This is a genomic window from Pseudoalteromonas galatheae, from assembly GCF_005886105.2.
In the GTDB taxonomy this organism is placed as follows: Bacteria; Pseudomonadota; Gammaproteobacteria; order Enterobacterales; family Alteromonadaceae; genus Pseudoalteromonas; species Pseudoalteromonas galatheae.
In genome coordinates this window covers 2,123,306-2,136,986 of the sequence record NZ_PNCO02000001.1, presented here as the reverse complement: position 1 = coordinate 2,136,986, position 13,681 = coordinate 2,123,306, and the positions used below count along the sequence as shown (strand labels likewise).

Below are 13,681 nucleotides of genomic sequence, written 5' to 3'. Positions count from 1 at the left end.
TGTTATAATAATCATTAGCTTATAAAGCCTCGTTATGATTTAAAATGCAAACGATTGCAAAAAAGAAAAAGTCTGTCTAGACTAAAAAGAAATCACAGTGTTTTAACGAGAATAACAATGAACCGAGCACGTATCATACTTGCCATGGCCGTTAGTTACTTCCTATTCGCTATTTTGCTTAATAGTGTAGGGACGGTCATTTTGCAGTCCATTCATAGTTTTGGTATTACAAAAGCCCAGGCCGCCACGCTAGAGGCATTTAAAGATCTTCCTATCGCCATCGTTTCATTTCTGGTTGCGTCGGTTATCCCCAGGGTTGGGTTTAAGATCGCTCTGACTGCAGTGCTCGCGGGCGTAGCATTAATTTGTAGTATCACTCCCATGGTCGCTGAGTTTTGGATTCTTAAATTAGTATTTGCTTCTGTAGGGGCGGCATTTGCGGTGGTTAAAGTGTCGGTTTATGCGCTGGTTGGTCAAGTTACTGAAGGGAGCAACCAGCATTCAAGCCTGCTTAATTTCATTGAAGGCGTGTTTATGTTGGGGGTCCTCGGCGGTTATTGGATTTTCGCGGCGTTTATTGACAACGGCGATAACTCTCTTGGATGGTTAAACGTCTATTTCGTGTTAGCTGTTCTGAGTGCTTTTACTGCATTTATCGTTTGGATTTCCCCAATTGCAAAGCCAGAGCCAACGCAAGCCACCGAGTCTAGTGTCTCTGCATTTATGGCGATGCTAAAGCTTGTTGCTAAGCCGCTTGTGCTGGTATTTGTGATTTCCGCATTTTTATATGTATTGATAGAGCAGAGTATAGGCACTTGGCTGCCTACTTTTAATAATGAGATCCTGTCATTACCGGTGAACATTAGCGTGCAAATTACCAGTGTTTTTGCTGCCTGCTTAGCACTCGGTCGGCTAGGTGCTGGCATTGTGTTAACCAAAGTACATTGGTATGTGGTGTTAAATGTTTGTCTTGCCGCTATGGCAGGGTTAGTGATTTTAACCTTACCTATGACTGAGGGTATTGAGAAAACGCTTATTTCTTCGTTATTTGACGCACCCCTCGTGGCTTTTCTCATGCCGCTGATCGGTCTTTTTATGGCGCCTATTTATCCAGTGATTAATTCGGTAATGCTAAGTAGTTTACCCACTACACAGCACGCTTCGATGACAGGGCTAATCGTTGTATTTTCAGCGCTGGGTGGTAGCACGGGTTCAATGATCACAGGTTTAGTATTTCAACATTTTGGCGGTCAACAAGCGTTTTATGGGGCACTTATTCCCATGCTGGTGATTGCTGTATGTTTATATTTTTTTAAATCGATGAGTGAGTCTAGCCAATCAAATCATGCTCACACGCCAAATCAACAAAAGGTGAGCTGAGGTTTTACATGCAGTACCAATCAAACTTTTATTCCACAGAGATTTTCAAGGCGGTGCAAAGCGCTGGCTTGTTTTCAGACAGTAAAGTTTTTGCAGATGCCATCGCAAAAATTCCGCTCGCAGAGATAGAAAACCAGTATGTGATGCAAAAGCCGACGGGAGAGGCGTTACTTAGATTTGTGCATGCGCATTTTGACTTTGTTGCCAACAAAGAGCTAGATGCCTTACCTGACTTTACTAGTGCGCAGCAGTATATCAGTGCGCTGTGGTCGCGTTTATCTAGAAAGCCGAGTACCGTTGCTAAAGGCTCCTTGCTACCTTTACCTCATCCGTATGTAGTACCGGGTGGACGTTTTAATGAGATTTATTACTGGGATAGCTACTTTACGGCACTTGGGCTTTTGGATGCGAACAGAAGCGATCTCGTTGAGGGAATGTTAGATAACTTTGTGAGTCTTATTGATCGTATTGGACATGTACCTAACGGTAATCGAGATTATTACCAAAGCCGCTCCCAGCCGCCTGTAACCGCATTAATGGTTGATTTGCTGTGGCAGGAAAAATCCCACGATGAGCAGTGGTTATCGCGAGTTACTCAGGCATTACTGAAAGAACATCAGTTTTGGCAGACCGGAGAGGGTTTGAGTTGCACGGATAAAAAAGCGCAGTACCGAGTCGTAATCATGCCGTGTGGGGGCAAACTGAATCGCTACTGGGATCCGCTTGCAGCACCGCGACCAGAGTCTTTTATTGAGGATATAGAATTAGCCGCAGCGGTTACGGACAGCGAAACGTTTTATCAGCACATTCGTGCGGCTTGTGAGTCGGGGTGGGACTTTAGTAGCCGCTGGTTAGCAAACGCTGACGATTTAGCGAGCATTCGTACGACGGACATTATCCCTGTGGATTTAAATGCACTGCTGGTATTGCTTGAGTCGCAAATCGCGCGGTGTTTTGAGAAATTAAACGAGCTAACGCAAGCTCAGTACTATGCCAATTTAGCGTCAAATCGCAGTGCACTGATACAGAAATATTGTTGGTGTGATAAAAAAGGCTGGTTTTTCGATGTGGATCTTAATGATTATGCGCGTACCACAGTTGAATCTCTAGCGGGCGTTGTGCCTATGTTTGCTGAGCTGGTTACACCCGAGCAGGCAGAGCATATTGGCAAAAAACTCGAGGCAGAGTTTTTGCAGCAAGGTGGATTGGTTAGTACCTTAGTCACTACTTCACAGCAGTGGGACAGTCCTAATGGCTGGGCACCACTGCAGTGGTTTGCAGTGTCAGGTTTAAGGGCATATGGTCAAAATCAACTCGCGAATAAGATTATGCAAGCATGGCTTTATGCTGTTGAAACCGGCTTTGAGCAAATCGGCTGTTTGCTTGAGAAGTATAATGTGGTTGAACCGGATAAACAGGCAAGTGGCGGAGAATACGTGGTGCAACAGGGTTTTGGCTGGACTAACGGAGTAACCAGTCGTTTTTATCGGCTTTTAGTGCCTGAAGTTGATAGTCCTTTGGCGTGATATTAAAGGCTTGTTTAAACGCTCGACTGAACTGACTTGGATGTTTAAAGCCGAGTGCAAAACTAATTGCGGTGATCTGAATTCCTGCTTTTAGTTTTGCCTTTGCTTCAGCTAGTCTTCGTGCTTGGAGCCACTGCTGTGGCGTCGTCGCAAATGACTTTTTAAATTGATTGAAAAAGCGACTTCTACTCATGCAGCTAATTTTACAGAGCTTTTCTACATCTAATGGCTCGTCTAAATGAGTCTTCAAATAATGCATCGCTTGATACAAACCGTTTTGATCTGGTGTTTGTTTTACTGCGCCTAACAGCAGATCTCGGCTTTGTTGCTGTAGTAGTCTTGCAATTAGTTCGTCCATTGCCAAATCGATAAAGTACCCCCGCTCAGCCTCATTCTCACTGAACAGATGGAGCAATCGCCCCAAGCAGTGCTGGGTTTGCCAGTTATGCTCGGTGTGAACCAGCTGCTTTTGATAATTAAAATCACTAGGAAGCGAAAGCGCTAACTTCTCACTCACGGTATTAATTTTCTCTCGGCTGATCTCAATTGCTAAACAGGTGGTGGGAGCGGATAAGCTGGCGTCGGGAAAGTCTATAAATACGGTTTGTTCTGGTGCCAATACGAAGCTTTGATGAGGTAAAAAGGGCTGGTGATAGTCACAACTGTCTACGTGCATCACTTTTTTGCCCGTGATCATTGCACAAAACAACACTTCATTAGAGGCGAGTTTGACTCCATTGGTACTTTCGTAAGTGTCATAGACGCTCAGCTCTACGTGATTGGCGGCAAAACTTATCTTGTTTTCAACTAAGCGTTCGACACGACTGCGATGTTTAGAGATCTGCAAACAATGCACTCCTTCTCGGTTACTTTTGGACTGTGCGTATACATTCCGAGACCCTAAGTTAAGTTTTTAAAGGTGAATTTGGCTAATGTCAAATATTAGTAAAAACAAAACTGGGATGAATGAAGCCCAAATAAATAACACAAGTTGCAGAGGTAAAAATGATATACGCAAACCCAAATACTGAAGGTGCAGTCGTCAGCTTTAAGTCGCAATATCAAAACTTTATTGGCGGTGAGTGGACGCCACCCGTTAACGGCAAGTACTTCGACAATATTAGTCCTGTTAATGGCGAAGTGTTTTGTCAGATCCCGCGCTCAAATAATGCAGACATTGAACTGGCACTTGACGCCGCCCATGCCGCAAAGGCTGAGTGGGGTAAAACTTCGGTCACTGAGCGAAGCAATATATTACTCAAAATCGCAGACAGAATAGAGACAAACCTTGAATACCTAGCGGTGGCCGAGACATGGGATAATGGTAAAGCTGTACGTGAAACGCTAGCCGCGGATGTACCGCTTGCCGCTGATCATTTCCGCTATTTTGCAGGTTGCGTTCGTGCTCAAGAAGGAGCCATTGGTGAAATTGATGAGTCAACCGTGGCCTATCATTTTCATGAACCTCTGGGCGTTGTGGGACAGATCATCCCATGGAACTTCCCATTACTTATGGCCGCTTGGAAACTGGCACCCGCTCTCGCAGCTGGGAATTGCGTAGTGCTAAAGCCTGCGGAGCAAACGCCTGCGTCTATTTTGTTGTTGATGGAACTTATCGCTGATTTATTACCAAATGGCGTGGTTAATGTTGTGAATGGTTTTGGGAAAGAGGCAGGTGAAGCGCTTGCTACGAGTACACGTATCGCAAAAATTGCGTTTACAGGCTCGACTCCTGTGGGTTCTCACATCCTAAAATGTGCCGCTGAAAATATCATTCCCTCAACGGTGGAGCTAGGGGGGAAGTCGCCCAATATCTACTTTAGTGATGTGATGCAAGCTGACGATGATTACCTAAGTAAGTGTATTGAAGGCGCGGTGCTGGCCTACTTTAACCAAGGCGAAGTATGTACTTGTCCATCGCGATTGCTCGTGCAAGAAGATATATATGATGACTTTATAGCCAAAGTCATCGAACGCACCAAGGCGATTAAACGCGGTAATCCGCTTGATACAGAAACCATGGTTGGTGCACAAGCCTCACAAGCTCAATTTGATAAAATTCTTAGCTATATTGATATTGGCAAGAAGGAGGGGGCTGAAGTGTTAATTGGTGGCGAAGTCGCAGAGCTTGGCGAGGGTTATCATAAAGGCTTTTATATTCAGCCTACGCTGTTAAAAGGGCATAACCAAATGCGGGTATTCCAAGAGGAAATATTTGGTCCGGTGATCTCTTTATGTACTTTTAAAGATGAAGCGGAGGCGTTGGAATTGGCGAATAGCTCTGAGTTTGGTTTAGGTGCTGGGGTGTGGACTAGAGATATGAATCGCGCATATCAATTTGGTCGCCAAATCGAAGCGGGTCGCGTCTGGACTAACTGTTATCATATGTATCCTGCGCACGCGGCATTTGGTGGTTATAAAAAATCAGGCATTGGCAGAGAAACTCATAAAAAGGCGCTGGATCATTACCAACAAACCAAGAACCTCTTGGTGAGCTATAGCACCAGTCCTTTAGGGTTTTTCTAATAACCTAAGTTATTCTATTAATTGAGTACTGACAAAGTTGGCAGTACTCAATTAATCAGTCATAAGGCTAAGTTGTCTATTCGCAAACACTATCCTACGTTTGAGCCCTTTACCAGACACGCTGGTGGTGCAAGAAGGCTCACATAGCCGATTTAGTTCAAGTCCCGATATGCCTTTACCATTTTTATCTGCTAGTGTCAGGTTGCCTACGGATATTTTTTAATACTACTCGTTTTCAGAAGTGGTGAGTTCATCAGCCAAACTTGTTAAATCAGTCAGCACGTAATCTGGTGCCTTTGCCAGTGGATAAAGTTGCTTTTGTGGTCTTGCAATAAACGCAGTTTGCATGCCCGCGGCTTTAGCGCCGGCAACATCCCAGCCGTGAGCTGCCACCATTAGCGCTTGATCTGGGCGAATATTTAGTTGCTGTAACGCCCACTCATAGGCTCTAAGGTCGGGCTTATACACTTTAATATCTTCAATACTCAAGCGTTGATCAAAATAGGTAATTAGACCGGCATTTTCAAACTGCGCTTTAACTCCTGCATTCGATGAATTGGTTAAACTCACGAGTTTAAAGCCTGCTTGTTTGAGCCGTTTTAGCGCTGGAATGACATCTTGATGCGGGGGCAAAGAGAGCAGGGCGGGCACAATTGCTTGCTTAGCTTGTGCGTCAGTTATCGTTAGGCCTTTGTTTTTTGCAACCATCTGTAGCGCGGCAACGCCTATCTTGCCAAAATCTTGATAATCACCACTTACTGTAGTCACTAACGAGTGATGTAGCATAGTGGAAAACCAAAGGGGTAATAGGGACTCATCACCCGCCAAAACTTGGCTAACTGGTTTATTCATTGACTCTAAATCAAGTAAGGTTTCATTGACATCGAAGAAAATAACTTCCGGGCGTTCAACCTTTGAGTTGGCTTGGCTAATATTCGGCATTAGGCTTCCTAACATAACGAATAGACTAATTAAGGTGCGTTTCATTGATAATTCCAATTTAGTTGCGATGAGAAGCAGTATATTTATTTGATAAATTTAAACAAAGCGCGCATATTCGAAAGTAAGATTCGAAAAAACTAAATCGACATGTATTCAATTGCTGAACTCGAAACATTCTTAGCTATTATTAAGCATCAAGGAGTGGTTAATGCTGCGAAGCAATTGAGGCTCTCGCCTGCGACAGTTAGTCATCGTCTTAATAAGTTAGAACAACATTTAGGCACGACTTTGCTGTTTAGAGATAGTCGTACGCTAACATTGTCCCCTGCCGGAAGTGCTTTTAGAGAGAGGGTGGAGCATATATTAGAGGCGCTTTATGATGCTGAGCATGAAATAGGTGCAAGGGGCTCAGCAGTGAGTGGGTTACTTCGTGTCACTATGCCGCCTTGGGTGTTTTCACAATTTGTGATGCCAAATCTTAGTCAATTTGAGCAAGCGCACCCACAGTTAGCACTCGATTTCCTGATCAATGACCAGTTTGTAAACATAGTTGAAGGTGCTCAAGATGTTGCGATACGTGTTGGGCAGCTGGCTGATTCGGGGTTATTGGCGAGAAAGCTATGCGATAACCACCGGATATTATGTGCAGCGCCGAGCTATATTGACCGCTATGGCATGCCTGAAAATATCAGCGAATTACAAAATCACTTTTTTGTATGCTTACCTTGGCAACGAGAATTTAAGTTAAAAGAACCAAATGGTAGAATTGTACACTTTAACGCAAAAACTCGTTTTACGATTTCAAACTCAGACAACATGACTTCTGCCGCCTTGGCTGGCCACGGTATTGCAGTTAAATCTCACATCGCCATCAGAGATAACCTAAAACGGGGTGAGTTAGTGCCTATTATTCCAGGTTGTCTCGAAAGTGGCGACGCACCTATTTGGTTTGTCAGGCCACAGCACTCGCTGAAGACACGCAAGGCAGAGGCATTCTATGAATTTATGAAGGAATTGTTCGAAAATAAGGGCTAATACTTTAGTCTGCTTGTGCTTTTAAACTAATAGCTCTAAACTCTGTATTAAAATTAGAAACTAGCCAGCTTGATGATTGTAAAATCGAACTGGTAACACTGATAGCAAACGGAGCTGCTATGTTTAAATTCATTTCTTGGATTTTTTCTATCACCGCATTTTCACTTACTCTATTCTTTATCGTGCAAGGTAGTTATATGCTTTGTTTAGTTATGCTATTTGCTGGATTAATTGCATTGCCAAAGCATGAAAAAGAATTGCAACCACTAGGTATGAGATTACATGCTAAGCATTTTTCTCGGGAGTCTCGCTCACTTAGCTCAAAAGAGGTAATGAACTTTTTATTAGCATGCTCATTGGCTGGCGCTAGCCTCGCATACCAATGGCATGTGGTAACAATATAGACTTTACTGAACTTAATATCTTGAGTGTTTATATACAGCCATAATCCGAGTTTCTATTGGTGGGAAATTCGGATATTTTTCAAGGTTGTCTCACGATAGGGTTAATCCCTAACAATGCTCACCTCAATATCTGTCTCCTAATGCACAGAATCTGATGCTCAGCGAATATGTCTTTTGGCGTTGTCTGGTAGATAGAAGGCGCGTTTTACGTACCGACCAATTCTACGAATGCAAGCGCTAATTGCGACCTCAATTTGCCTTGCTGTTTCAGAGATTTCTATCTGCTTTTTTGAGGTTAATTTTGCTCTAATCATACAGACATATCGTATTTTTTTTTCGTTTTCCTCTGAGTCAATTTTTTCAAGCTGAATGTTGACTTTTTCTATGTCACTTTCATATCTTCCCAACGCCAGCCGCACCTTCGCTTCAATTCTGCTCTGGATCTCATTACTGGCAAGATTTGGCGTTTGGGCTCCATTAAAGATCACTATCATTTTTGACACTCATATTCTTTCTTTGGCTATCGTTTCGCTGAAAATCATTTCTTTAAATCAAATCGTATAACTTGTAATGATTAAATTTAAATCGTTTGTTATATGTATATAGTTCGAATAAAACGAGCTTTATTGTAAGGAATGTGTCAATGCAAGATATGATCAATTACAAGCACTTGAAGTATTTTTGGGTTGTCTCTCACGAGGGAAGTATCGCCAGAGCAAGTACAAAACTCAATATTACTCCGCAGACAATCAGTGGACAATTATCCCTTCTTGAGGAGCGTATTGGCTGCGCGCTTTTTCAAAAAGAAGGCCGAGGGTTACGCTTGACCGATACAGGGCATCTCGTCCTGCGTTATGCTGATGAGATTTTTGAGCTTGGGAATGAGCTGGGTGATGTGATCCGAGGAAGCGGTACGGTTGGGCCCGCTGACTTTATTGTGGCTGCATCTAGCGGGTTACCCAAAACAATAGTGCATAAGATTATAGCGCCTGCATTGACCATAGATCATGAAATTAGGTTAACTAGTTTGGAGGGGCCGGTCGAAAGTTTACTGGCTGATCTGGCAGTACACAAAGTTGATCTAGTGTTAAGTGATGTGCCGGTTACAGGTGCTTTGAGCGTTAAAGCTTACAATCATTTTCTTGGGGAGAGTGGCATTACTTTTTTTGCTGCCCCGTCTTTGGCTGAGCAGTACCGCAAAGATTTTCCTAATTCGCTAAGTGAAGCGCCCTTACTACTACCTACTAATCAGCATGAAATCCGAAAAGAGTTCGACTTTTGGCTGAGTGATAAGAATATTCGTCCAAATATCGTGGCACAATTTGATGACAGCGCACTACTTAAGTCATTTGGACAATCAGGGTTAGGCGCCTTTTTTATGCCATCTGCAATAGCACAGAGTATTGTTGAAACTTTTCATGTTGAGGCCTTCGGTACTCTGCCTGAAGTAAAGCAAAAATTTTATGCAATTTCGGCGGAAAGAAAAATCCGACACCCTGCTATTGCCGCTATTTTCGAAGCTGCTAAAGCGTCATTATTTGCAAGCTGAATAAAGGTTTCTAAATTCAAAACATCGTTTTTTTCGAGCTTTTAAATTAAATAATTCGAGTTTTACATCATATTTCTACATCCTAGTATATCTTTAACTTAACTAGCTCCAGAGGTGTAACATGAAAAACCCGATAGAATGGCATAGTTACCACACCGAAGAAGTATTAAAGCAGCTCACAGCTAATCAAACTGTGGGTTTGAGTGATGGTGAAGTAGTAGAACGTAGGCAAAAGCATGGTGCTAACTCACTGACCAAACATACTGGAGATGGCCCATTCAAACGATTTGTACTGCAGTTTCATCAACCTCTAGTTTATATCCTGCTCGCTGCAGTTGCGGTGACTTTGGTGTTGCAAGAATGGGTTGATGCCGCAGTAATATTTGCCGTGGTCTTGTTAAATGCAATTATTGGGTTTATTCAGGAGTCAAAAGCGATTAATGCAATAAACGCACTGTCTGGCAGTATTAAGTCGTTTGCAACAGTATTACGTGATGGTAAAAAGCACTCCATCCCTGCTGAGGAGCTAGTACCTGGTGATATTGTGTTGTTGCATGCCGGTGACAAGGTTTGTGCGGATATACGGTTAGTTAAGGTAAAGGACTTGCAAGTAGATGAATCTGCACTCACAGGAGAGTCTGTGCCTGTGCAAAAAATTACCGAAAAACTAGATAAAGAAACACTACTCGGGGATCGTCAGAATATGGCATTTTCCTCGACATTGGTGGTCTATGGCAGCGGAATAGGGGTTGTCACTAGTACAGGTGATGATACAGAAATCGGTAAAATATCGGAGTTAATTGCGACAACACCGACCCTAGATACCCCATTGACCAAACGTATCAAGCAGTTTAGCCATGTTTTACTCTATGCAATTGTCATTTTGGCGGCTTTAACATTGGTCATAGGTTACCTTCACGGTCAGCCATTGTTAACCTCTTTTATGGCCGCTGTTGCCCTTGCAGTAGGTGCTATTCCTGAAGGATTGCCTGCGGCTGTCACTATCATGCTGGCGATTGGGGTATCGAGAATGGCCAAGCGTCGAGCTGTCATCCGTAATTTACCAGCAGTGGAAACGTTAGGAAGCACAACTATTATTTGTTCGGATAAAACAGGCACTCTGACTAAAAACGAAATGACAGTTGAGCAAATTTACGCAGGTTCTGAGCATTTTTCCGTTAGCGGTAATGGCTATAATCCTGCTGGTGTTATTTCTAGAGATAATCAAGAAGCAATTGAGTCTGGCGAGATGGGAGAGGCTGCGTTATACAAAATGTTAAGAGCCGGGGTTTTGTGTAACGATGCGCAGTTAATTGCGCCGGTGTCAGAGCGAGAGCAATGGAAAATTAATGGAGATCCCACCGAGGCTGCATTACTGGTGTCTGGTCTTAAGGCAGGTTTGACAGGTGAGTCATTGGGAGCGTTACGTAGCGACAGTATTCCATTCCAATCTGAATATCAATATATGGCAACTTTGGATAGAGTTGCTAGTGATACTTTGATTCACATTAAGGGTTCAATTGAGAGCATCTTGCCGAAGTGTAACAGTATGCTTAATCGTGTCGGTGAGTCCGTGCCGATAGATATTGATGATATTAAGTTGCAGGCGGAGAAGCTAGCGAGTAGAGGGTTGAGAGTGCTTGCGTTTGCTTCTAAGAATTGTACTACGGAGAAGCAAACGTTATCTCATGAAGATGTTGCTGAGGGACTAGAGTTTTTAGGCTTACAGGCGATGATTGATCCCCCTAGACCTGAGGCAATAGAAGCCGTAGCCGCGTGTCATAAAGCAGGTATTCGAGTCAAAATGATCACCGGTGACCATGCGTTAACGGCGACTAGCATAGCGCGTCAGCTTGGAATTTTGACATCTGACAGTGATAACAAAACCATCACTGGTTACGAGTTGTCGGGAATGTCAGAACAAGATTTTACCCATGTTTCTGAAAATTATGACGTATTTGCAAGAGTGACGCCCGAAAATAAACTACAGTTAGTACAGTCATTGCAATCTGGCGGTCAAGTGGTGGCTATGACCGGAGATGGGGTGAATGATGCGCCAGCGTTAAGGCGAGCCGACATTGGGGTGGCGATGGCCCTAAATGGTACAGAGGTGGCGCGAGATGCATCAGACATGATGTTAACTGACGACAACTTTGCGACAGTGAGAGCAGCGGTTGAAGAAGGCAGAGGTGTATTTGATAACCTTAAAAAGTTTATTGTCTGGACCTTGCCTACTAATGGTGGAGAAGGTTTGGTCATCTTGCTTGCAGTGTTGTTGGGAGTGTCGTTGCCACTACTACCCGTTCATATTTTGTGGGTCAATATGACGACAGCTATTTTTCTTGGCTTGATGCTCGCCTTTGAGCCAAAAGAGCAGGGAATCATGGAAAGACCACCTTACGATCCAGCTGCTCCGATAATAGATAGGATATTAGCGTGGCGTATCTTGCTTGTCTCCTCGTTACTCTGTGTCATGGCATTTGGTTTATATGAACTGGAGCTATATTGGGGGGCGTCTGAGGCGCAAGCTAGAACAGTCGCTGTTGCTATGTTCGTGGTCGGTGAAGCTTTTTATTTATTTAATTGCCGCTCATTACATCGCTCGGTGTTCTCAATTGGATTGTTTTCTAACATCTGGGTTTGGGTAGGTATTGGCTCCATGATGTTACTGCAATTGCTATTTACCTACTCATCGTTAATGAACGAGTGGTTTCAAAGTGAGCCTATTGACCTGGGCTCTTGGCTTAGAGTCTTTATTTGTGGGTGGTTGATATCGCTTATTGTTGGTGCTGAAAAGTGGTATAGAAATAATACAGAAACCAAAATCAAAGCTAAACCAGAGACTCAGACACATGTGAGGAGAGAAGTATGAACCGAAGAGAGAAGTCTATTACGGCGAATTACACAAAAGCCATTGTTCGACTAGTTTTCTTCTCTCTTCTTTGGGTGCTACTGACCAATGGGGAGCTGAGCTCCTGGGTTATAGGCATCGTTGTGGTCCCGTTTGCAGCCTGGTTAAACCTGAGACTTTTTATTCCTCGACATCATGTTGTTAGTGATAAAAAAGGAGAGACTAAAAGTTATTATTTTAGTCTCTTTAGACTACTACGCCTGCTCCCTTACTTTCTGATGAACTCACTAAAAGGTGGTATTCAAACATCCCGTTTAGCTTTTCGTCGCAAATCATTAACTACATCAGGTTTGGTACGCTACTCAGTTAACCTCCCTCAAGGGGAGGTAAGGCTTTGGTTTATTCACCTAATTAGCTTATTGCCGGGAACCCTCAGCGCTCGAATTGAGGGAGATGAGCTTGCTGTTCATATGCTTGAAGTAAGTAGCAATAACGTCAGAGATATTACGCAGTGTGAAGAAAAAATCGCTTTTCTTTTTGGTCTTGATAAAGATAAGGCAACATGGGGAAAATCAAAATGACAGTATATCTCGGCGTTGTAATTAGTATTCTGACGATAGTGTTGTTACTCGGACTACTAAGGTTGTGTGTTGGATCAACTCGGTTAGATCTCATTTCGTCATTACAACTCTTTGGTACGTTGGGTGTTGCTGTGATGATCTTACTCGCTGTTTATATGGATCAAAGTGCACTTTTTAATGTGGCGTTGGTGTTGGCGCTGTTAGCACCAACGACGACTGTTATTTTGGTCAGGTTGGGAGGAGTTACAGATGACGAACATTGAGTGGCTTTGTGTACTAATGATTGCACTTGGCACATTTTTTTTTCTTGCAGGAACTGTGGGATTATGGCGTTTTCCTGACGTGCTAAGTCGCCTTCATGCGTTAACTAAGGCGGATAACTTGGGTTTAGGCTTCATTATTGTGGGTGTCATTCCGTTAGTGACCGATGCAGTAGATGCTGTTCAACTCTTGGTTATTTGGTTTGCAGTGATGCTCTCGGGAGCAATTTCTTGCTATTTGCTAGCGAGCTCATCTGAAGAGGTTCAAGGTCAAGAAAAACTCAAAAATTCACGTGAAATTGAGCCTAGGAGTAAATCTGATGATTGAATATGCGCTCTTCATTGATCTAATGCTCGGTGTCGGTGCGGTTATCACAGCGATACTCTGCTTGGCTATCAGAGACTTATTTCAGTCAATATTGGTTTTTATGTGTATGGGGTTGCTAGTTACTTTAATTTGGGCTCGGCTTGGGGCATGGGACGTCGCAATTGCCGAAGCGGCTATTGGAGCTGGTCTGACGGGGGCACTATTACTCGCGACTCGCCGTCGGCTAATGCAACAAGATAAGAGCTAGATTACAGACTCGTCATCGCGTTGTCTTCAACAGTCTTACGTTGGTGAATTGG

14 protein-coding genes are annotated in these 13,681 nt (G+C 43.4%); 11 read left to right on the top strand and 3 right to left on the bottom strand.

Annotated features, from left to right (window positions below; genetic code table 11):
• Positions 1-117 precede the first annotated feature (117 nt).
• Together CWC29_RS09375 and CWC29_RS09370 are read left to right on the top strand one after the other, a co-directional pair.
• Positions 118-1,380, top strand: coding sequence for an MFS transporter (locus CWC29_RS09375; protein ID WP_128725375.1), 1,263 nt, complete (start codon positions 118-120; stop codon positions 1,378-1,380).
• Between the two features lie 8 nt (positions 1,381-1,388).
• Positions 1,389-2,906: a trehalase family glycosidase gene (locus CWC29_RS09370; protein ID WP_128725374.1), complete on the top strand. Its 1,518-nt coding sequence runs from the start codon at positions 1,389-1,391 to the stop codon at positions 2,904-2,906.
• Here CWC29_RS09370 and CWC29_RS09365 read toward each other — a convergent pair.
• Positions 2,842-3,753 carry a helix-turn-helix domain-containing protein gene (locus tag CWC29_RS09365; protein WP_138523715.1) on the bottom strand — a complete coding sequence of 304 codons (912 nt, stop codon included), beginning with the start codon at positions 3,751-3,753 and terminating at the stop codon, positions 2,842-2,844. The genes CWC29_RS09370 and CWC29_RS09365 overlap by 65 nt on opposite strands.
• Before the next feature lie 158 nt (positions 3,754-3,911).
• On the opposite strand from CWC29_RS09365, the gene exaC reads away from it, so the two are divergent.
• On the top strand, positions 3,912-5,432 hold the full coding sequence (gene exaC / locus CWC29_RS09360; RefSeq protein WP_138523717.1) for an acetaldehyde dehydrogenase ExaC: 1,521 nt from the start codon (positions 3,912-3,914) through the stop codon (positions 5,430-5,432).
• Between the two features lie 225 nt (positions 5,433-5,657).
• On the opposite strand, the gene CWC29_RS09355 is transcribed toward exaC, so the two are convergent.
• Positions 5,658-6,374, bottom strand: a complete 717-nt coding sequence (locus CWC29_RS09355; RefSeq protein ID WP_138523738.1) for a haloacid dehalogenase type II — start codon at positions 6,372-6,374, stop codon at positions 5,658-5,660.
• Between the two features lie 147 nt (positions 6,375-6,521).
• Between CWC29_RS09355 and CWC29_RS09350 the strand changes: the two genes are divergently transcribed.
• Both CWC29_RS09350 and CWC29_RS09345 read left to right on the top strand, forming a co-directional pair.
• Entirely contained in the window at positions 6,522-7,409 is an 888-nt protein-coding gene (locus CWC29_RS09350; protein WP_138523719.1) for a LysR family transcriptional regulator, read from the top strand.
• 119 nt (positions 7,410-7,528) lie between these two features.
• The gene (locus CWC29_RS09345; protein WP_128725370.1) at positions 7,529-7,813 is read left to right on the top strand and encodes a hypothetical protein; all 285 of its coding nucleotides are present in this window, start codon (positions 7,529-7,531) and stop codon (positions 7,811-7,813) included.
• Positions 7,814-7,971: 158 nt separating this feature from the next.
• On the opposite strand, the gene CWC29_RS09340 is transcribed toward CWC29_RS09345, so the two are convergent.
• Positions 7,972-8,316, bottom strand: a complete 345-nt coding sequence (locus tag CWC29_RS09340; protein WP_138523721.1) for a hypothetical protein — start codon at positions 8,314-8,316, stop codon at positions 7,972-7,974.
• Between the two features lie 140 nt (positions 8,317-8,456).
• On the opposite strand from CWC29_RS09340, the gene nhaR reads away from it, so the two are divergent.
• The 6 genes from nhaR (at position 8,457) to CWC29_RS09310 (ending at position 13,629) form a co-directional block, all read left to right on the top strand.
• Positions 8,457-9,362: a transcriptional activator NhaR gene (nhaR, locus tag CWC29_RS09335; RefSeq protein WP_138523723.1), complete on the top strand. Its 906-nt coding sequence runs from the start codon at positions 8,457-8,459 to the stop codon at positions 9,360-9,362.
• A 121-nt stretch (positions 9,363-9,483) separates the two neighbouring features.
• Positions 9,484-12,234: a cation-transporting P-type ATPase gene (locus CWC29_RS09330; RefSeq protein WP_138523725.1), complete on the top strand. Its 2,751-nt coding sequence runs from the start codon at positions 9,484-9,486 to the stop codon at positions 12,232-12,234.
• Positions 12,231-12,794: a Na+/H+ antiporter subunit E gene (locus tag CWC29_RS09325; RefSeq protein ID WP_128725366.1), complete on the top strand. Its 564-nt coding sequence runs from the start codon at positions 12,231-12,233 to the stop codon at positions 12,792-12,794. Before CWC29_RS09330 ends, CWC29_RS09325 begins: the two co-directional genes overlap by 4 nt.
• Positions 12,791-13,057: a monovalent cation/H+ antiporter complex subunit F gene (locus CWC29_RS09320; RefSeq protein ID WP_128725365.1), complete on the top strand. Its 267-nt coding sequence runs from the start codon at positions 12,791-12,793 to the stop codon at positions 13,055-13,057. Before CWC29_RS09325 ends, CWC29_RS09320 begins: the two co-directional genes overlap by 4 nt.
• Positions 13,044-13,382 (top strand): cation:proton antiporter, encoded by a 339-nt coding sequence (locus tag CWC29_RS09315; RefSeq protein ID WP_138523727.1) that lies wholly within the window; start codon positions 13,044-13,046, stop codon positions 13,380-13,382. Before CWC29_RS09320 ends, CWC29_RS09315 begins: the two co-directional genes overlap by 14 nt.
• Complete coding sequence (locus CWC29_RS09310; protein ID WP_128725363.1) at positions 13,375-13,629, top strand: DUF4040 domain-containing protein; 255 nt, start codon at positions 13,375-13,377, stop codon at positions 13,627-13,629. The genes CWC29_RS09315 and CWC29_RS09310 overlap by 8 nt, the downstream gene beginning before the upstream one ends.
• The last annotated feature ends 52 nt before the right edge of the window (positions 13,630-13,681 follow it).

What these genes read in the sequence shown, in the direction of transcription:
- CWC29_RS09375 (WP_128725375.1), top strand. Translation starts at nt 118, where the DNA reads ATGAACCGAGCACGTATCATACTTGCCATGGCCGTTAGTTACTTCCTA.
- CWC29_RS09370 (WP_128725374.1), top strand. Translation starts at nt 1,389, where the DNA reads ATGCAGTACCAATCAAACTTTTATTCCACAGAGATTTTCAAGGCGGTG.
- exaC (WP_138523717.1), top strand. Translation starts at nt 3,912, where the DNA reads ATGATATACGCAAACCCAAATACTGAAGGTGCAGTCGTCAGCTTTAAG.
- CWC29_RS09355 (WP_138523738.1), bottom strand. Translation starts at nt 6,374, where the DNA reads ATGCCGAATATTAGCCAAGCCAACTCAAAGGTTGAACGCCCGGAAGTT.
- CWC29_RS09350 (WP_138523719.1), top strand. Translation starts at nt 6,522, where the DNA reads ATGTATTCAATTGCTGAACTCGAAACATTCTTAGCTATTATTAAGCAT.
- CWC29_RS09345 (WP_128725370.1), top strand. Translation starts at nt 7,529, where the DNA reads ATGTTTAAATTCATTTCTTGGATTTTTTCTATCACCGCATTTTCACTT.
- nhaR (WP_138523723.1), top strand. Translation starts at nt 8,457, where the DNA reads ATGCAAGATATGATCAATTACAAGCACTTGAAGTATTTTTGGGTTGTC.
- CWC29_RS09330 (WP_138523725.1), top strand. Translation starts at nt 9,484, where the DNA reads ATGAAAAACCCGATAGAATGGCATAGTTACCACACCGAAGAAGTATTA.
- CWC29_RS09325 (WP_128725366.1), top strand. Translation starts at nt 12,231, where the DNA reads ATGAACCGAAGAGAGAAGTCTATTACGGCGAATTACACAAAAGCCATT.
- CWC29_RS09320 (WP_128725365.1), top strand. Translation starts at nt 12,791, where the DNA reads ATGACAGTATATCTCGGCGTTGTAATTAGTATTCTGACGATAGTGTTG.
- CWC29_RS09315 (WP_138523727.1), top strand. Translation starts at nt 13,044, where the DNA reads ATGACGAACATTGAGTGGCTTTGTGTACTAATGATTGCACTTGGCACA.
- CWC29_RS09310 (WP_128725363.1), top strand. Translation starts at nt 13,375, where the DNA reads ATGATTGAATATGCGCTCTTCATTGATCTAATGCTCGGTGTCGGTGCG.